The organism is Endobacterium cereale, assembly GCF_009617585.1.
GTDB classification, from domain to species: domain Bacteria; phylum Pseudomonadota; class Alphaproteobacteria; order Rhizobiales; family Rhizobiaceae; genus Neorhizobium; species Neorhizobium cereale.
Genome location: NZ_WIXI01000025.1, coordinates 1 through 20239, shown reverse-complemented (window position 1 = coordinate 20239; position 20239 = coordinate 1). Strand labels below are relative to the sequence as shown.

The following is a 20239-nucleotide window of genomic DNA, read 5'->3' as shown; positions in this document are numbered from 1 at the left end:
TCCATCCCCATTCCGCGCTCAAGATGGCTTCCCCTCGGCAGTTCATCAGGGCTAAATCAAACTAGCCGATTTGTCCGGTAAAATGGGGGGCACTCCAGCTGGGAACAGTAGCGGAAACGATGAAAGCATCGAATTTTTCGGACACCCAGAACGCATTCATTCTCAAGCAGGGTGATGATGGTGTGCCTGTAGCGGAGATTTGCCGCAAGGCGGGCGTCAGGACAGGGATGCTGCCGCCCGTCGGGTGCGAGATGCAGCAGAAAATTCAACCCGAATGTGTCTACGGAACTCGGCTATTCAAGAGATCGCCCGGTAGCTGAAGGCAACGAGGTTTTTGAGGGCAAGCGGCTCGCTAGGCACTCGACGTCGATGACCTGATTGGCCTGTCCGAGCAATCGAATCAACCTCTGTTGCGGATGCGGGATTGTGCCGCCACACCAGGTGACATCGTTTCACCTCACGATGGCGCCATTCAGAATTCCGAAATGTCGATTCCGATCTCAAAAGCTCTCAGAGCCCGCTTCGACAGATACCAACCGTCCGGTCTCTACCTTGTAGACACCAAGCCGACGCTCGATCGCGCCAGCCGCGGTCAGCCGGAAAAGCCCCGTGACACCACGAAAGCCAGTTTTGCTGATCAATGCTTCCGGGCTTATGGCGGTCGCGCCCGTGCTTCTGACAATGCCGGCGGTGATGGCGACACTGTCATACCCCAGCGCAGCATGGATGGAAAAAGGCCGCTTGTTTGCCACCTCATATCGCACACCGACACTCCGCATCGCCTCCGGATCCGACGTGGCGATGATCGCGTTGGCGGCAGCCGGCTCGGTATAGACACTCATGGGCCAATGGCTGGTACCGACTATCTGCAAAGCCGCAGATGTGGCCCGCAGGCCCTTGAGCACCGCTCCGACAGCAGCACCGTCACCCATCAGCAGCGCAACGTTGGCTGCATCGAGCAGCGGCTTGTTGCGCTCCAGAAGATCGCTTGCCGTACCTGAATCATAACGGATCACGCCGGTGACCGAACCGCCGGCCTGGCTTATGGCAGTTTCCAGCGCCCTCTCCTCGGAAGCCGGAAGATGGGCCGGAACCAGCACAACGATCTTCTTCTGACCGGAAGCAATCACACGACGAGCGCCACGAGCAGCACTTGCGACTTCGTCAAAACCGAAGCTGAAGACTTTACTACCCGACACGGATGTCGCGAGATTAATCAGCGACGGTCTCTGCTCGGGCACAATGGCCGCGATAGCGGCGGTTGTCGATTGCGGTGCAAAACTGACGAGCAGCCCCGAGTTGCGGCCATTGGCGGCGGAAACAGCACCGGCCACAGACGACGGCCCCGCAGCCACATCCACCACCTTGATCTTCATTGCCCCGGCTTCATCGAGTTCGCGAACCGCCAGCGCCGCGCCGTCACGGATATCCCTCGAAGCACCTTCGTAATATCCGTTCTTAGACTTGGCTAGAAGCAGTGTTATCTCCATGGAGCCGCGCCCAAAAGTTTCCTCCACCGTCGTCGGCGGTGGCTTTAGCGCCTTGTCATTTGCCATTTTGGCGCCAATGGTTTCCGTCTCGCAAGAAGACAGGAAGGAGGCACCAGCCAAGAACATGCAAGCCCTGAAAAGCGAACGGCGGGACGGAGGCGAAAATGGCCTGTAGACTGTAGAAGCCGGGCCGTGCGAAAGAAAATATCGACTGAAGACAGGCATCTATACTGAACCGGCAGGGCCTTCTCGCTTCCAACGAAAGCATACTAACGCAGGTAAATCCACTTAACAAGCCACAATAGAAATCTCAAAAATTTTACACAATTCCTCTTAATAATATTGAGGCGATAGTATCCATTTTAAAAAACCAGAAATTCACAGCCAATTGCTAGTCTTTCCTCAACAGGAGAGACAAAAATGGCTCGCAATAATAATAAAAAAACAGCCTTTATTGTTTGTGCAATGATGTCTGTATTTATTACATCACAAGCGTCGGCAGCATCGACACAAGAACCGCAACAATATAAACCGACACCCTCTGCGATATCGTTTCTAACCGAAAGTACGCTGGCATATTTCCCGAAGGCGCGGCCTGTTTTCGCCTCGCTGGCTAGACTGACCGGCGACGTTACCGCGGCGATCGGCAGGCAGGCCGCAGCTTCGGTGAGCGTAGTTCAGCCGTCCGTCGTGCAGGTTGCAATCAAGCCCGCCCACATTCCGACAGAAATCCGCCGTGGCCCGGCGGCGGCGGCGTTCGATACGGTCGCGGTTCCCTTCAAACGCCTTGCGGCTCTCAAAAATCTTGCCCCTTCTCTCGACGAAATGAACAAGGGCACCGCCCTTGCCTGCCGCAGCAGGGATTGCGCGGCGGCGGTGACGACCATCAAGCTTGCTGGCACGACGCAGCTCTCATTGCGCGACAAACTCAATGCCGTCAATGCCGCCGTCAACAAGGCGATCACCTATCGCTCCGACATGGAAACCAATGGGGTTGCCGATTACTGGGCGACGCCGAGCGAAACGCTGGCTCGTGGACAGGGCGACTGCGAGGATTTTGCCATCCTGAAAATGGCGGCCCTTCGCGCTCAGGGTATCGATCCTGAGGCGCTGAGCATCGTTGCACTGTTCGATCAAAAGCGACGCCTCTATCACGCCGTTTTGTCGGTCGAAATTTCCGGACGCCACTTCATCCTCGATAATGTCCGCAATCAGGTCCTGCAGGACACGCAGCTGCCCAACTATGTTGCCCTCTATTCCATCCGTGATGGCAAAGGGTTCCTGCACGGCTCCCAGCGCCAGAAGCAGATGGCCAGCGCCATCACCTCACTGGAAAAGATCGCTCCGGGTGCGGGCATGAACTGATAGTGTCGACAACACTAAAGAAAAGGCGAGAGTGAAACTATCCCTCTCGCCTTTTTCGTGTCGAAAAAAGAAGCGTCAGAACCGGGAGATATAACCTACCAGCATCGGTTTTTCATGCGCCGGCGCCAGCGCGAGATTGATCTGACCGGTGATGTTTTGCTTGCCGCAGGAAATTGAAAAGCCAGTATTCAGCGTCTTGCCTCGCTTGGCCTGGAGCGTCTCCATCGCGTCGTCGATATGCGTATCGATGGAAAATTTTAGGTTCTTCATCAGCTGAGCATATTCATCGATGATCAGCCGCTGCCGCAGCATGAGCAAAAATGCCTCGTTGAAAAGATGGATATGCTTGTCACGAGTGAGGACGACTGTCGGTGAAGGCGAGGCCTGCACCAGTGCATTGAGATTGTCCATCGAGGAAATATCCTCGACTGAAGCCAAGCGGCCGAGCGCCCATTTCAGGCTCAGAACCCTCAGTAGCGAGGTCAGGTTGCCGGGTTGCGGCAGCTGCACGGCAGTATACTCTACCAGGTCGCCGGTGGTCACCTTTCCGGCGGCAGACATACGGCTCAGGCCTTCCCAATAGATCTGTTCGAGCCGGATGCCCCGACGCTCGCCATTGCGCGCCACAACCGCGCGAAAACGCGGTTCCACTTCGGCCTGATCGATAATCGGAAGCGCATCGGCTGAGGGTTTGAGCGATGGCGTGAGATTTCCCGGCTTCATGCTCACTCCCCCTTATCGCTCGCTCAACGCTTCGGAGCGCGCGCGGTTGATCGGCTTCATCAGGTAGCTCAACACGGTCTTGCGGCCGGTCATGATTTCGGCAGAGGCAACCATGCCGGGGATAATCGGATAGGATTTGCCGTTACGCTGCAGTTCGGAACTATCTGTCTTCACCTGCACGACATAATAGGTTTCGCCCTTTTCCTTCTCGACGATACTATCGGCGGAAACATTGGTGACTTCGCCTTCCAGACCACCAAATATGGCAAAGTCATAGGCGGTGATTTTGACAATTGCCTTCTGCCCGCGACGCACAAACGCAACGTCACGGGGCGAAATGCGGGCTTCGATCAGCAATGTATCCGCTGTCGGTACGATGCCGGCCACAACGCGGCCCGGATCGACATAGGCACCAAGCGTATTGACCTCAAGCGTGTTGACGATGCCATCGACAGGTGAACGAATATCGGTGCGCTTGACCCGGTCGGAGGCGCCGCGAATGGTCTCGTCGATCACCGACTGTTCGGCCAGCGCCTGCGCCTTTTCGGTCAGTGCTTGCTGGCGCAAAGCCAGCGAGATTTCGGTCACCTGCAACCGTGCCTCTTCAATGGCACCCCGCAACCGGTCCATGCTTTCGCGATAGACTTTCAGCTGGCCTTCCTGATCGGTCAGTTGGCTTTCGACTTGCAAAAGCTGTGTCTGCGCCACAAGCCCCTTTTTGGCGAGAGGCCCATAAAGATCGTGCTGGCGGTTGGATGCCGCGATATTCTGCACGAGACGATCGATATTGGCATCCGCCTCGCTCATCTCGTTCTGGCGCTGCTTGACGCGTTCTTGCAACACGCCGAGCTTGTTTTCATAAGCCGCCTTATTGGCGGCAAACAACCTCGTTTCGTTTTCGCAAACGCTTTGGGCAACAGCCATCACATCTGCTGGACATGTGTAGTCGTGGCTGTAATCGCCCGTTTCTTCCAGTACCAAGCGGTTGATCTTGGCCCCGAGCGCACGCGCCTTGGCCACCACTTCGCCTAGTGTCGATTCAGTCGTTGTGTTGTTGAGCTGTACGATCAGATCGCCCTTACGCACGATCTGGCCCATTTTGACGGCGATTTCCTGCACTATCCCGGCTTCGGATGACTGGACAATCTGCGTCTTTGACACTGGAATAACCTTGCCCTCGCCACGAGCGATTTCATCTATATCGGCGAACGCGGCCCATGCCACGAACGTGACAATGCAAGCGCCGACCAGCAAAACCAGAATACGCGCAAAGAATGGCGGATTGTCGTGGCCGCGTTCGTTCACTGCGTTGCCCCCTTGCGCTGCATCGCCTCTATGACGGAAGCCTTGGGACCATCGGCAACGATACGCCCCTTGTCGACCACCACAAGGCGATCAACCAGATCCAGCATACTGAATCGGTGGGTAGCGATGATCAGCGTCGTATCGCGACTAAATGCGGTCGATAGTTTGTTGAGCAAATGCCGCTCACTGGCCAGATCCATCGCACCCGAAGGCTCGTCCAGAAAAACAATCTTTGGCTTGGTCAGAAGCAGACGAGCAATCGCCAGCGCCTGTTTCTGACCGCTCGACAGATTGCCACCGCGTTCGCCCACCGGCATATCGAAACCGCGCGGGTGGTTAGCGACGAACTCCTCAACGCCGGTCATCTTGGCGACAGCGAGCAATTCCTCATCCGTCGCATCGTGCTTGCCGATCAGCAGGTTCTCTTTCACTGTGCCTGAGAACAGATCCGAGGACTGGCCGGCAACGGCAACGGCAGAGCGAACCTCGGCCATATGGTACTGGCGAATATCGACGCCGTCGATCATCACACGTCCATCAGACGGCAGATAGAGACCGTCGAGCAGTCGGCCGAGCGTCGTCTTTCCAGAGCCGATACGACCGATAATCCCGACCCGTTCCCCCGGAGCGACGGTGATCGACATCTTGTTGATGACGCCATAATCAGACCCTGGATAGGCGAAGGAAACGTCCTGGAAAGAAAAACCGCCGTGTTTGATCTGGCGGTTGACAAAACCGACTGTCGACGGCCGGTCTTCGGGCTGTTCCATGACCTTGTCGAGAATGCGCAGCGACATCATGGCCTGACGGAAGCGTGCCAGCGCCATGGCAATCTGCCCAAGTGGCGCACCGGCGCGGCTGGACAGCATGACGGTCGCAATAATCGCGCCCATGGCCAACCGCCCCTCGGAAAACTCATAGGTGCCGGCAATCACGATCAGCACCGCCACCATTTGCTGCACAAAGGCAGTGTAGTTCACGGCATTCGAGGAGACATGCTTGATGTCTTCACTGGTGCGGCTGGAAAGCTTCATCAGTTCCTGCCAGCGGCGCAACATGCCGGATTCGGCACGCAGGCTTTTGACAGTCTCGATGGTGGATATGGTTTCGATCAGCAGCGCCTGACGGCGTGACGCCTCGTTGGTTGCCGCCGCCATTTTCTGGCCGATCTTCGCCTGCGCATGCAGCCCGATCAGCACAGACAGGATGAGCGCCACGGTCGGAATGACCACCAGCCAGCCGGCAATCAGGTAGATGACGATCAGGAAGATGAACACGAAGGCCGTATCGATCATCAGGCCGACCGTGTTCGAGGTGAAAAACTCGCGCACGAATTCGTATTGGGTTACCCGGTTGGCATATTCGCCGGTCGACAGAGGCCGCGACGCCATGGTCGAATTCAGAACCTTGTCGAAAATCATTTGCGACAGGCGCAGGTCGGCATTGCGCCCGGCATGGTCGATCAGGGCGGAACGCGCAGTCTTGAGAAGAAGATCGAAAGTATAGGCAAGCGTTATACCGATCGCGAGCACCCAGAGCGTCGGAAATGCCTTGTTGGGCAACACCCGATCATAGACGTTCATGGTGAACAGCGGTGAAGCCAGCGCGATCACGTTAATGAAGAACGCTGCCATGATGACGCGCAGATAGGTGCGCCAGTAGGGAACCAGCGCCCGCAGGAGCCAGTGCCGCCGCTCGATTTCTGCCGCAGTACCCACGACACTGTCTTCGGATGCATTCCGGTAGAACAGCGTGAAGGCGAAACCAAATTTTGGCCGCAGCGCCGCGATGTCCTGAAAACTGAACACGGCCTGCGGAGCCGCACTGGTACCGACATCGGTGACGTAATCACCCGCGGCATTGACTTCCAGCAAAGGCAGAACGCCGCCGCCTTCAAAAACGAGAATGGCCGGCAAATCGAAATTGCCCTCACGGCAGTCGCGCTCGCCGTGCCGGATGACTTCCAGCCCGATGCGATGCGCCAGATGCTCGACATCATCGGGTTCCAGCGATTCCACGATCTCGTCAGGAATTCCAGAATACAACACGACATCGGACGATGGACGACCATAAAAGGTCGCCACCGAACGAAATGCCGCCTTGAAGGTCTGCAACTCCACCGTCTCTGATGTGTCGACCTTGACGTTAAGCATTTTTCGGGCCGATCGGGTTTAGCGGACCGGCGCCAGCAGATCCATTGGCATGCCAGCCTTTTGACGGGACTCTATTTTGGCATAACCGGGATCAACGGGAGCACCGCCCGGGACAACAAACTCTTTCCGGGCATAGGCCTCGACCTGTGCGACAGGCTTGAGGCTCATGGCATTCAGCAGGCTACCGGAGGCAGCAAGGATCTTGTATTCGGCAAACAGCGACGCGAAACGCGCGGTTTCTGCGAGAATGGTCGTATTGAAGCGAGTATTCTGCGCGTCGAGCACGTCAAGCAGCGAACGCTGGTTCACCTTGAACTGCTCGCGATAGGACGACACGAGGCTGGCATTGGTGGACGACTGGCGGCCGAGAATGGCAGAGATTTCGCCGCGGCTCTTGCGCTCGTTCCAGGCAGAGCGGACAGATTCTTCGACTTCGCGATGAGCGTAGGCCAGAGCATAGCGCTGTTCGCCGGCACGGCGGATCTGTTCTTGCTCACGGGCCTGGTCGATGCCGCCGCGGTAGAGGTTCCAGCGGGCGACGACACGCACCTGCAGGTCGTTGGTATTGCCGTCATCGCCATTGATGTCGTCACCGACCTGAGCGATGCCCTGCATGTCGACCTTCGGCAGATAGTTTGCGCGAGCACCGCGAACGCCGGCATCGGCCGCATCCACATCCGCATTGGCGGCATGGACGCCCGGATTGTTGGCTTGCGCGATCAGGATCGCATCATTGACCGTCTTCGGGATGTAGCGTGCCAGCGATGCCGGCATCTTCACATTGGTGCCGATCGGCTCGCCGACGGTCTTGAGGAAGCGGATCTTGGTGGCCTCCAGTTCTTCCTGTGCTTCACGCAGACGTGCCTTTGCGGCTTCCATGCGCTCGCGGCCCTGCAGCCGGTCGGCATCGGTCAGCGCCCCGCCACGGATGCTCTCGGAAATATCGCCGACCAACGCGGTGTGAACCGAAACGTTTTGCTGGGCGATGCCGACGATTTTTGTCTGCAATATATATTCGAGATAATCCTGTGTTGCCTGTAGCGCCAGCGATTCAGAACGCTCCAGCACTCGGAACGAGGCACCGTCGACGCGCGATGCCTGCTGCTCTACCTGCGAACGACGGTTGCCGCCGTCGAACAGTGTCTGAGTGATTGTCAGGCTGGTATCGGCCGGCGAATAATAGTCGTGATCGCGGGTTAGCGTACCGGCACCGCTATTGGAAAGACGACGGCGTCCGGCGCCCGCCTCAAGATCGACCGAGGGCAGATAGAGGCCGCGAGCCTGGCGGAGTTCGAACTCCACGGCTTCGCGGTTTTCGACAGCCTGCATGATCTGCGGATTGGTCTTGAGGGTCTTGCCCACCGCTTCTTCAAGCGTCATGGCGAATGACGGCGACACGAGCCCAATCATTACTGCCGCACTTGCACCGAGCGATGCAATTATTCTTTTATGCATAGACAATGTGATTACCCCTGCCCGAATTCCCCATTGCGTCAATTCTTATAGTGAGCAGAGATCGAATGGAAGTACTTCACATCGGAATATGTAGACTCGACAAAACTTGGTAAACTTTGAAAATAACCGAAACATTGCAATACATGAAAATCTACGAGATTGATTCTCAAGGAGATTTTTAGAGTTAATCACCAAATGAAAGCCGTTAAACTTTTTTTGGTAGAAAATATTACATAAATTCCAAAATTCTGTTGCAAGTCCACAACAATAAAACATTTCAGGTAATCATATAATCAACACAAGAATCCAAATCACATTCAGAGACCTGTAGAGCCACTGAAACTATCGAGAAAACGGGAAGAGGCGCTCACGCGCCTCTTCCTTTCATCTTTGGCATGGCTCATCAATGATGGGAAACGTCGATCGTATGCTTGTCATCGAAGAGGATCTTGACTGCTTCGACATGGTTCTGCAGCACGGCCACATCCTTCCAGCCATCGTCCATCTGTACACTCACCGTGGTGTCGTTGCCGGTCACGGTGGTCTTGATGGTTGCCGCGGCCTCCTGCTCGCTGGCCTGATGGCCAAGCATCGTATCGAGCAGTTTTGAGACGTCGAGCACGTCGCCCTCTCCGGCCTTATAGTCCGTAACGACGTCGGCCATATCGAGACTGGAAAGCGCCGACGGGTCAAGCACGAACGTATCCGCGCCTGCACCACCGGTAAACTGCGTAAAGCCCGGGCCTCCCACCAGAACATCGTTGCCATCACCGCCGATCAGAACGTGATCCGGTTGTCCGCCGAGCAACGTATCAAAACCGACTTCTAGGAAATTGCCGGTCGATCCGTCATCCAGCATGAAATGGCCTTCAGACAAGACCGTCTGGCCGTCCTCGGTCGCTCCGGTCGCCGTTGTGTCAAGGGAGATGCTTTTGATCGAATGATCGAGAAGGCCCGACAACTCACCATCGTCGCTGATGCCGTTATGGTTGGCATCGATCCAGATGGACATTTTCGAGAAAGCATCATCCTCGGCATCGATCTTGCCGTCGCCATTGCTGTCGAGCGTGGCAAGCGCTGCGATACCGCTGGCATGGCCGCCGCCATTGAAGCTCGGCGTAAACAGTTCCGAACCGTTGTCGATCTTGCCGTTACCGTCGATATCATACGCCAGGATGCCGTCGGTTGAAGTCCAGGCGAGCTTGTCCTTGTGTCCATCGGCGTCGATGTCAAAGGAGACACCGTTGTCGAGTTGGGTGAAGGCAAAGCCGTTGTGGTCGAGATCGAGGATGATGGGGTCCGTGGCCTTGGAAACCATTTGTTGACCGAGGCTATTGATCGTGAACGTCCAGTCATTATTTCCGAAATGCAGGCGTACGGAGCTGTATGGAGCTGTTTTCGCGTCCTCAAGTGTGTAGACGGTCGACCAGCCACTGAATATGCCAAAATATTGAACGAGCAGATCGTTGCCGCGGATCACCACCCGGATTTGATTATCCGCGATTGTCGGCGAAGTAATCGTGCCGCCAACCAGATCCTGCAGATCGATCTTATCGCCTTCGGCGTAGCTGTAATCCTTGATGACGTCTCTATTGAAGGCGATAAAGGAATTACCCTCTGTCCATTTGAACAGATCCGCACCCTTGCCGCCGTGTAGTTCATCATTTCCGCTGCCGCCGATGAGGACGTCGTTTCCATCCATACCCTTAAGCGTATCATCACCACTGCTGCCGTTAAGAAAGTCGATGGCAGAGCCACCAGTCAGCCTGTCGTTGCCTCCATGACCTTCCAGATAGGAACCGTTATAGCTGCCTGAAACGGTAAACGTGCGTCCGAATTCGTCCGTGTCGATGACTTTGATGGTTACGGTCTGCGTGCTCGTTTTTCCCTGCGCGTCGCTGACGGTGTAGGTGAATGAATTGCCCGAAACATCGTCGACATAGTTCCAGTAATCCCAAAGATTCGGTGTCTTGAACGTCACGGTTTTGGCGACTTCGTCGATCGATACATCGATGTTACCGCCGGCAATACCGGAAAGTTTGGAAACGCCCGTGATCGTCAGTGCGCTTCCTTCCGGGTCGCTGTCGTTTCCAAGAAGCATGGCCCATGGAATAACCACCAAAGATGCATCGGACACAAAGAGCGTGTCCGCGCCGGCAATCGGCGGCTGATTTACAGGAACAGTATCGATCTTGTAATTCGGGCCTTGGCCCGTAATGCCGGTATTGCCGGCATTATCGTTGTAGCTATTCGCCACCGTGATAACATTCGTCGTGTCTTTGATGTCGGCCGACGGCGTGAACGTGCCGGTCCAGACCTTGCCATCACTGCTGGATGTCAACACGCCGAGTGTGCCGTTCGGCGTGTTAACGTCGCTCCTGTCGAAATTGACCACCTTTTCCGAGAAAGTGATCGTCACCGTCGACGTCTCGCCAACCTTGAGGTCGGCATCGCTCATCACGATCGACATCACTGTCGGGGCCTTGGTGTCCACTGTGTAATTGCCGCTTTGAGCAGCAGTCCCGGCATTGCCAGCCAGATCCGTATAAGTCGCAGCAACCTTGATGACATTGGCGGTGTTTTCGACATTTGTGGTCGGCGTGAATATTGCCGTCCATGTCTTGCCGCCATCAAGGCTTGAGAATGTGCCGAGCGAACCGCCTTGCGGCGTCACATCCTGTTTGCTGAAGTTCGTCACTTTTTCAGAGAAGGTGATTGTGACCAGCGATGTTTCTCCGGCCTTGAGTGCGCTTTTTTCCATTACAATGGAAGAAACCGCCGGAGGCGTATCGTCGACATCGCCGACATTGATCGTGAAGGTTTTGCTGATCTGCTTGTTGCCGAGGTCCGTCGACGTCACTTTCACATCGACTGTCGGTGTGGCCTCATAGTCGAGCGATATCCCGGCTTTAAGTTGCAGTTTCCCATTCGCAACCTCGAAGCGATTATCATCCACCGTGTATGTGTGGCTGTCGCCGGCATCCTGATCGACAGTCGTCAACTGACCGATAATTGCACCCTTTACGTTCTCCGTAACAGAATTGCTGCCAAGCTGTATATCGGTAGGTGCATCGTTGAGATTGTTGACGTAAATCGTACGCGTTTCCTGATGCGTCAGGCCGCCCGCATCCTTCACCTCGACGGTGATGCTGTAGCTCTGCTTGGCCTCGAAGTCGGCGTTAGCAGTCAGATAGAGCTTGTTACCTTCCATCGTGAAGGCAGCATTGTCACCCGCACCGTTCACGAGAGAGTAGGTGTGCGTGTCGCCGACGTCCGGATCCGATGCCGACAGCGTCGCCACCAGCATATGCGCACCGCCGTTTTCATTGATGCTGAGAGTGTTAGTGCCGACCGCGAAGACCGGTAGGCCACCACCGGCAACATCGCCAACCAGCCTGAAGCCGGAGTTGAAAGTTGCATGAGAACCGAGCTGCGCAAACAATTCGACCACTTCGCCGCCCTGATGCTCAAAATAGACGAGTTCGATCGTATGGATACCGGCGGTCAAATCGACCTGAACAAGATTATTCAGGGCAGGATGAATGCCGTTGTCGGTGATGACAACCTTACCATCGATCACCAGACGAACGCCGTCATCGGAATTGGTCGCGAAGGTCCAGACGCCTGCGGCTTCAAGCACGAAGCTGCCGACGGCACGAACAGCAAACTCGTCACCCCCAAATGCGGGAAGCGTTTCGTTATTTCCCGCCTGGCCGCCATCGCCAAAATTGACGGTCGACGCAATTGAATTGCTCAAGCTCTTCTGGCTCGAGCCAGCCAAAACACTATCGGCATCCGCCAGAGACTGGATATATCCGGTCGAGTGCGCAACCGTAACTTGGAATCCCTGCTGTTGTGCATGGAAATGGATGGCAGTCGGCGCATCGTTGACCGGCGTCACATTGATGGCGATCGTCGCCGTTGCCTGCTTTGCCGGAAGGTTCAGGTCACCGTTGTCACTGAAGACAAGCGTCAGGGTATCGGTGCCATTGAAATTCAAATCCGGCTTGTAAGTGACACCGCTTGTCGAAACACCGCCGGAAATTTTGACCAGCAGATCGTTGATAGCGCTCATCGAACCGGTCAGTGTCACCGTATTCGTACCATGTCCCGTAACAGCAATGCTGTTCGAGGCAATGATCTCCAAAGTGCCGTTCTTTACCGTCAAGGTCAGCTTTGCGTCGCCACTTGCATCGCGATCACCCACCTTCAATTGTGCTGGCGTGAAGACGTTGAGCGACAGGGCATGATCTTCAGATGTCGTCGCTGCAAGCGTCGTATTTTCCCAGGTCGGGGTATCGTTTGTACCCTTGACGTTGAGCGTTATGTTGGCTGCGCTGCTCGCAAGACCATTTTGGTCGTAAACCGTGATGGCGATATCGCGTACCGGCGTCTCGGCGGAAACCCGGTCGCCGGTGTGGAACCGAACGAGATCGAGCGCTTCATCGACCTGCGTGGCGGTCAGCATTTCACCCGCCTTGGCATTGACCAGCGTCATGGTGATGGTCTTGACACCATTCACCGTCGTTTCGCGGGTCTCATAGTTGATCAGGACACCGCCGCTTACCTCACGCTGGCCGGCGGTAGCGAACATATTGAGATTGTCGCCTGACTCGCCCTTGCTCAAGACGATCACGGCCTTGGTGAAGGCATTCCCGTCGACATCGGAAACCGCGATTTTCAGATCCTTGAAGATGAAGCTTCCGACGGGATCGCTGCCATCGAGTTCGGTATGGCTTGTCACCGTATTGCCGTCCGTGATCGCAATCACCGGAGCGTCATTCGTACCGGTAATCGTGAATGTGACGTCTTGCGTACCAGTTTCTGCGGTACCGTCGCCGACCTTGATTTTATAGGTAATGGTCAGTGTTTCGCCGGCCTTGAGGAAATCGAGATTGGCGACAGGATTGTAGCTGTAGCCGATATCGACCGCTCCGCCCGTAGATACGGCGCCGTTAAGGATCAAAGCTCCGCTGGCGACGAGCGTGGAAGCACCGGACGGAAGCGTGTAGGTCTCACCGTTCAGCTGGACCACCGGATTGCCGATTATGCTCGGCGTGAGCGTATCACCGATATCGGGATCTGTGACCGAGAAATTGCCGCTGATATTGAGCTGCTGCGCGGATGCATTCACGGATTCGGCAATAGCGACCGGGTCGGTGGTGTCGCTGAGCACAGGAACATCGTTCACCGATGTAACCGTGATCATCGCACTGCCGGAGGCATCGGAAAATGCCGTCTCTCCACCACGAATGGCAATATCCGCCTTGGCCTGCGCGGCGCCGCTGGTCTGATCCCATGCGTGATAGCTGAACGACGCCGTGGTGCCGTTGGCGGCGTTCGGCAGAAAACGAACGGTGTCATTTGCAGTCAGCAGCAGCGCTCCGCTCTGAGAGACCGCTCCGAAATCGGTCCATACACCGGCCTTCAGATATTGCCACGTGCCGTTGCCGTTGTCCGCGGCATAGATCGCGACGCCCTCGACCGAGCCCGCATCGACATCGGTAACGCTATCCCCAAGAATAGAAGCGACAGTCTGGCCGACATTGTTGATCGCGTCCTCATCGATCGACACCATGGCAACGGCAGCCGGAACGACTGAAAGGCTGACATTGTCGATATTGACCTGTGCGATGGACGGGAAGTCGTTGCGACCGTTCACACCCTCGAGATTCTGGAATTCGATGCGCAATGCACCACCGATCGCGGCAGAACCGGCCGGGATGGTCAGCGTAACCGAGCCGTCACGCCAATCCGCGCCATTCGTCTGGAAACTTTCGAACAACATTTCCTTGAGAAGCGTCGTACCGGAATAGATACGTACCGCGAAGGCAGGCATGCCCGGCAGATTGCCGTCATGACGGTCGCCGATATCGAATCCGAGTGTGTAGGTACCGGCAACAGCGGTCGCAGCAAGCGTTTGGCCCACACTTGCGCCGTCGTTCAGATAGAGAACGTTGGCGCCGTTTTCGCTCGGCATCGGCAAGGACCCATTGTTCGGATCATACCAGCCAGCGCCACCAGTGACCTGCCAGCCTTGCGGTGAACCATCGCTCCATTGGCCTTCATTGCCAACGCTTCCGTAGCTGGTATCCGCCTCGAATCCGGCATTGACGATGGTAATCGACTGTGAAGGCAGAGCGTGGAGAACCGGCGCATCGTTGATTGCTGTCACAGTGAGGGTCACGGGCGCGGCGATTGAAATGTCGCCATCGCCGTCGATCAGCTTGTATTGGAAACCGGCCGGACCGTTATAATCTTTGACGGGCGTGAAAAGCCATTCGCCACTCGCCTTGAAGACGTATGTGCCAACACCACTAACCGAGAAGCTATAGCCAGCAGAAATCGCTTGGCCGGATGTCAGGTTCACGAACTCGCCATTGCCGAAGCTGACCTGATGCAGCACTGCGCCATCGGCACCTGGTTTGTCGTTGACAAGCAAGCCGGAGGCAAACGACGTCGCCCCGCTGTCTTCAGCGACCACGTAGCTATCCGCAACAGCAATCGGCACGTCATCACCAACAACGACGCGCAGGTGACTTTCGACATAGTCGCCATCGCCGTCGGTAACCCGGTACTTAAGGTCGAAACCCTCTCCAAGCTCATCAGCCCCGTTTGGATGTCTGACCGCAGCCAACTGCTGAACGGTATAGGCTCCACTCAACGGATCGAGCGTGACGGTAAACACCTTCACCGGAGCGCCGTTCTGTTGCTGGTAAGTCTCGAACACATTGCCATTGATGGTCTGCGTATAACCACCCTTGGTCGGCAAGGTCGAAAGCTGCCAGGAAATGCTGCCGCCGTCCGCACCGAAACTATGACTTAGCGTCCCCGTCGCGGTCGACTTGTCGCTTGTTTCACGATTGCCGCCAGCCAGCGCATCGTCATTAACACCCGCCCGCTGTGTCCAGGTTGCAGAAATGGTTGGCGCATCGTCGTTGACGTTGACGTTCAGTGTTGCAGACGCCGTGTCGCCGTCACCGTCGGTGACCTTGACACCAAACGAGATCGCCTGGGTCTCTTCCGTACCGGTCGAACCTGCCGTCGCCGAATGTGCAACTGGCGCATTCAGCGTGAACGTGTAGGAACCGTCCGCATTGATCACCAGCGTCGCAGCAGACGTGTAATGCCCACTCGTCGCCGTGAACGTCGTCGAACCGTCGGTGCCCTTGGTGCCACCGCTCCACGAGACGGATTCCGTGCGTGCAAGGCCGTCAGTGCCTTTGTAGATCACATCGAACGCACCACCGCTGATCGCAACAGAACGAACACCGTCAGCACCTGCCGTGAACAGAGAACCGGCATTACCGGTCGCGACCTTCTCGTTGGCAACGTTGTCCGCTGGCGTGTTGTTGCCCGCAAAAACCGCCTGAGCCTCATCATCCAGAACCGTCGATGCCGTCGTAACAAAACCCTTCGGAGTGTCGTCATCGACACGGATCGTCAGGACGCCGGCTGCAGCATCACCATCACCGTCCTTCACCACGTAACCGAAGGTGAGAAGCTTGTCCTCTTCCGACGTGCCAGGCACGGAATGCGCAACAGGTGCGTTCAGCGTGAACGTGTAGGAACCATCGGCACGGATCTCCAGAACCGCAGCGCCGCCCTGATAACTCGTGCTCTTCGCCGTATAGGTGGTCACGCCGTTGGCCGACTGCACGCCAGCGCTCCAGCTGACAGCTTCCACAACGGCAAAACCGCCGACCTTGGCGATCACGCCGAAGCCGGGAAGATCGATGCCGATCGAGCCGAGACCGTCGGCACCCATCCGGAACAGGCTGCCGGGACCGCCGCTCGCCTGCTTGTAGTCCGGCGCGACATCATCCAGACCACCCGTGTTGACCGGCGTGAACACAGCCTGCGCTTCGTCATCGAGCGTCCGGCCCGACACGATCGACACGACAGGTGTCGGCGTATCATCGTTGATGGCGATCTTCAGGCTGCCACTCGCCGTGTCGCCGTCGCCGTCCTTGACCGTGAAGCCGATCGAAAGCGTCTCGTTCTCCTCAATCCACGGAGATGCATCACTATGTGCAAGCGGTGCCTTCATCTCGAACGAATAGGACCCGTCAGGACGGATCACCAGAACCGCAGCTGCAAGCCCCGATGTCACGCCCGTCGCCGTGAATGTCGTCACGCCATTCTCAACGCTGCCGTCGTCCCAGGTGACGCCTTCCGTCCTGGCAAAGCCGAGATTGTTCTTGTAGATCACCTCGAAGGCAGGGCCATTGATCGCAACCGAGTGAACGCCGTCGGAACCGGCCGTGAACAATGCACCTGCATTGCCCGAGACAGCCTTCACGTCGTTCCTCACATCACTAAGATCGAAGGGAAGGTTGGAGCCGGGATTGGTCGGCGTGAACACGCCCTGCGCTTCGTCGTCCAGAACACGCGATGCCGTTACAACCTTGGCAACAGGCGCATCGTCGTTGACGTTGACGTTCAGTGTTGCAGACGCCGTGTCGCCGTCACCGTCGGTGACCTTGACACCGGAACAGAGAACCGGCACTACCGGTCGCGACCTTCTCGTTGGCAACGTTGTCCGCTGGCGTGTTGTTGCCCGCAAAAACAGCCTGAGCCTCATCGTCAAGAACCGTCGATGCCGTCGTAACAAAACCCTTCGGAGTGTCGTCGTTAACGTCGACGCCCAGCTCACCACTTGCGGTATCGCCGTCGCCATCCGTCACCGTGAAGCCGATCTCGATCCGCTGATCTTCTTCGACTCCCGTTTCGTTACCGTCAGCATGCGCAACGGGCGCGTTCAGCGTGAACGTGTAGGAACCGTCCGCATTGATCACCAGTGTTGCAGCCGGTGGCGAGCCGACGGTCAACTGACCGTAATGCTCACTCGTTGCGGTGAACGTCGTCGAGCCGTCGGCGCCCTTGACACCGGCGTCCCAGGTGACGGTCTCCGTCAGGGCAAAACCGTTGGCGTCTTTATAGACAACAGAAAAATCACCACCGGTTATCGTCACCATCTTGATGCCATCGGCGCTCGTCTTAAACAGCGAACCGATACCGCCGCTCACCTGCTTGGTATTGGCGCCACCCTCATCGCTCGGGTTTTCATCCGCGAAAACGCTCTGCGCTTCATCCTCAAGGAGCGACACGGGACTACTCACCGCTGTCGGACCATCGTCCTGGATCTGAATGGTAAAATTGCCGATCACAGCCGGGCCGGATTTGTCCTGGACGGCATAGGTGAAGGGAAGATCGAACACATCCGCGGTACCGGTCCGGTCTATGCCGACATGATCGATCGGTTGCGAAAGCGTGAAGGTGAAGGTGCCGGTTTTGACGTCGGTCACCACGATCGTGAAAACCGTGGCTCCATCAGCGGAACCAGTCAGGGTCAATATCGGATTGGCAGACGTGCCGGAGACGACGAATGCGGTCTCGACAAGAACGCCGCCGGAATAGACAGGGCCGTTCAATGACACATTGACGACAACCCCGAACTCATTACCCTGATCGAAATCCAGACGTCCGTTGAGCTCGATATTCTCGAACATGCCGGTTTCATCTGTGGTTTCGACGCCAAAAAGCTGGGTCAGAATACCACGAACCGTCGGCTGATCGTCGCCGGTAGACTGGAGGGAAAAAGCGGTGCCATCACCGAAGCCGGTATCGCCGAGCAAGTCAGCCAGCTGGATCGTGCCATTCTGGCTCTGCTGGAGACTGTCTTCAAAATTGCCGCCGGAACTGCCGGGCGCAGCGCTTGCGGAATAGGAGCCGTCGGGACCAGCCGCAACGTTGATGCCGCTGCCTTCCAGTGCTGCAATAAAAGACTGCTGCGGCAATTCGATATCGCCGAGAAGGATGGTCGGAACCTTGGTCGCGCCATTGATAATGACGATCTCGGAACCGTCGGCCTGCACGAGAATGAGGTTCGCGCCTTCGATGCGAATTTCGTCGATCGAGATCGTGGCCGCCAGCCGAACGGTATTAGACGTATCCGGATTGACTTCGACAACCGCAGGGGTGGCCGGTGCAGGAGCAGCATCGCTTGCCGCGGGAACGCGATCACCAGTAGGCGCGCGGCCGGTATCCGCCTGCGCCACTTCGATCCGCATCATGTCCTGCCGGCGATCATCTTCCGACAGGGAAATCTGCTCGGCAAGCTCTGAATGGAAATGTTCGACTGCGTTGTCTTCGGAAGCGATGGATACGCGCGGATCTTCGACGGACATGTGCAACCCCCAGAATGAATTTGGGACACAGAGCGTCAACACCCGTCAAAACGCAATAATTCGTTAACCGTTGCGATATAGCCGGTTATGCAAGCCTGTCTGTTTATTTAGAAACAGTTAACGATCGCGGGTTTTCAAGAGTAACAGCGCTAGTCACATGGATGATTTTCGCTGAAATCGATCGGCGCAGCTACTCGTTTACTTCGAACGTAATCGATACAACGTTCGGCCATCCATGAATGGCCGGGATTGCCGATCATTGTTGCGCAAGGAAAATGGCTAAACGACTCACGCGCTCTAGTAGCGGCGTCACATTGGCTTTCCTGAACGTCTTACGAAACTGAATGAGATCGCATTGATCGGCGGCTTAACTCAACAGTTCATTGGTTTACCAGATCCCTGCATAAAATACGAACTGCATTGTCCAACTCAGTCCATTTCGGAAAGGATGCGGCTCGCTAACGGTTCGTAAATAATCGCATATCGACGATTTTTTACGCCTAAGCATGCTATGCAAAGCGATCCTCCAATCGTCAACGCTTTTGGATATCTCCAAGGATGTCAGGGGACGCTCGCCCACTTCCGTCGCAACGTGAATGGCAAGCCGCATGCAATGTAGAGCTTGGCCGGCAGGTCGGCTGTCTTTACATGCTTCGGCATGAACGCTCCCTATACGATCATGATATAGACCGGTGTCGGCGGCCCGGTCATTTGAGCTCAGCCAGAAACCGTGACGCCTGCCGGCGCAGATAATGTTGAGTGCCTTCATCCATCCGGTCCCATGTGACATAGGGCTGCGCAGGCCGCCTGTTTGAGCCCAACTTAGGACGCGGACTCATTTACCTGATGCTATCCATATCCTCGTCGCTGCGAGCATGAGGGCGGCGAGATAGTTGTCGGCACGTCGGTCGTATCTGGTTGCCAGCCCCGTATCTGTTTGATGCGATTGAAGAAGCGCTCTACCTGATTGCGCTGGCAGTAGACCCATCGACTGAAGCTGAATGTCTTTTTGCTCCGGGCTGAACTTCACTCAACAGCTTCTCAGCTATAGGGGCACCTGCTGCCTTACCTGCGGTTATTCCAGGCGAACGGGCAAGCCATCAACATCGACAAGTGCGTGGATTTTGGTTGTCAGGCCGCCACGCGAACGTCCCATGCAAGGATCGGCAGGTCCCCCTTTTTAGCGTTGGCACCATGCTGGTGAACGCGGACACAAGATGAATCGATCATCATGACATCGCCGTCGTAACGCTTTGAAACGGCGGCCAGAAGGCGATCCCAGACACCTGCTTCGCGCCAGCGCGAAAACCGATTGTAGAGCGTTGTGCGCGGGCCATAACGTTCCGGCACGTCGCGCCAGGACGATTCGGCGGTCGTTAACACGTTCAATTCCGCGGGTATTGGTCGGTAGTAGGGGTGCAACAACGTCCCATTCTCGTCGCTCAGTTCGTGACGGCGCATGGCAATCTCCTTTCACGGAGATTGATGGTGTGGAACGGCCCTTCGAACCGGCATCAAGGATGCCTATTGTGGGGACGCCAATCACCACACTTTTGAA

Annotated in this window: 9 protein-coding genes and 2 pseudogenes; 1 reads left to right on the top strand and 10 read right to left on the bottom strand. The window is 56.4% G+C overall.

Annotation, left to right across the window (positions count from 1 at the left end; genetic code table 11):
* Positions 1-500: 500 nt before the first annotated feature.
* Positions 501-1556 (bottom strand): type 1 periplasmic-binding domain-containing protein, encoded by a 1056-nt coding sequence (locus tag GAO09_RS03840; protein WP_153352752.1) that lies wholly within the window; start codon positions 1554-1556, stop codon positions 501-503.
* Between the two features lie 600 nt (positions 1557-2156).
* Here GAO09_RS03840 and GAO09_RS29870 point away from each other — a divergent pair.
* On the top strand, positions 2157-2855 hold the full coding sequence (locus GAO09_RS29870) for a transglutaminase-like cysteine peptidase (RefSeq protein ID WP_324185785.1): 699 nt from the start codon (positions 2157-2159) through the stop codon (positions 2853-2855).
* Positions 2856-2930: 75 nt separating this feature from the next.
* Here the strand turns inward: GAO09_RS29870 and GAO09_RS03830 are convergent, their stop codons facing one another.
* The 9 genes and pseudogenes from GAO09_RS03830 to GAO09_RS03800 form a co-directional block, all read right to left on the bottom strand.
* A complete protein-coding gene (locus GAO09_RS03830) occupies positions 2931-3578 on the bottom strand; it encodes a ribbon-helix-helix domain-containing protein (protein WP_153352750.1) in 648 nt (215 codons plus the stop codon).
* A gap of 12 nt (positions 3579-3590) precedes the next feature.
* On the bottom strand, positions 3591-4883 hold the full coding sequence (locus tag GAO09_RS03825; protein ID WP_324185786.1) for an HlyD family type I secretion periplasmic adaptor subunit: 1293 nt from the start codon (positions 4881-4883) through the stop codon (positions 3591-3593).
* The gene (locus GAO09_RS03820) at positions 4880-7036 is read right to left on the bottom strand and encodes a type I secretion system permease/ATPase (RefSeq protein WP_153352749.1); all 2157 of its coding nucleotides are present in this window, start codon (positions 7034-7036) and stop codon (positions 4880-4882) included. The genes GAO09_RS03825 and GAO09_RS03820 overlap by 4 nt, the downstream gene beginning before the upstream one ends.
* A gap of 18 nt (positions 7037-7054) precedes the next feature.
* Positions 7055-8446, bottom strand: a complete 1392-nt coding sequence (locus tag GAO09_RS03815) for a TolC family outer membrane protein (protein ID WP_410769513.1) — start codon at positions 8444-8446, stop codon at positions 7055-7057.
* Between the two features lie 448 nt (positions 8447-8894).
* Positions 8895-17027, bottom strand: coding sequence for a T1SS-143 repeat domain-containing protein (locus GAO09_RS03810; protein ID WP_209018600.1), 8133 nt, complete (start codon positions 17025-17027; stop codon positions 8895-8897).
* Positions 16960-18681: a hypothetical protein gene (locus tag GAO09_RS29545; protein ID WP_209018599.1), complete on the bottom strand. Its 1722-nt coding sequence runs from the start codon at positions 18679-18681 to the stop codon at positions 16960-16962. Before GAO09_RS29545 ends, GAO09_RS03810 begins: the two co-directional genes overlap by 68 nt.
* A gap of 228 nt (positions 18682-18909) precedes the next feature.
* Positions 18910-19039 (bottom strand): annotated as a pseudogene (locus GAO09_RS29865) (IS30 family transposase); the annotation flags it as partial.
* 203 nt (positions 19040-19242) lie between these two features.
* Positions 19243-19341, bottom strand: a complete 99-nt coding sequence (locus GAO09_RS03805; RefSeq protein WP_153352747.1) for a DUF2256 domain-containing protein — start codon at positions 19339-19341, stop codon at positions 19243-19245.
* A 175-nt stretch (positions 19342-19516) separates the two neighbouring features.
* Positions 19517-20142 (bottom strand): annotated as a pseudogene (locus GAO09_RS03800) (IS5 family transposase).
* Positions 20143-20239 lie beyond the last annotated feature (97 nt).

Excerpts from the sequence above, each read along its gene's own strand:
- GAO09_RS03820 (WP_153352749.1), bottom strand. The coding sequence starts at position 7,036 with ATGCTTAACGTCAAGGTCGACACATCAGAGACGGTGGAGTTGCAGACC.
- GAO09_RS03830 (WP_153352750.1), bottom strand. The coding sequence starts at position 3,578 with ATGAAGCCGGGAAATCTCACGCCATCGCTCAAACCCTCAGCCGATGCG.
- GAO09_RS03840 (WP_153352752.1), bottom strand. The coding sequence starts at position 1,556 with ATGGCAAATGACAAGGCGCTAAAGCCACCGCCGACGACGGTGGAGGAA.
- GAO09_RS03805 (WP_153352747.1), bottom strand. The coding sequence starts at position 19,341 with ATGCCGAAGCATGTAAAGACAGCCGACCTGCCGGCCAAGCTCTACATT.
- GAO09_RS29545 (WP_209018599.1), bottom strand. The coding sequence starts at position 18,681 with ATGTCCGTCGAAGATCCGCGCGTATCCATCGCTTCCGAAGACAACGCA.
- GAO09_RS03815 (WP_410769513.1), bottom strand. The coding sequence starts at position 8,446 with ATGATTGGGCTCGTGTCGCCGTCATTCGCCATGACGCTTGAAGAAGCG.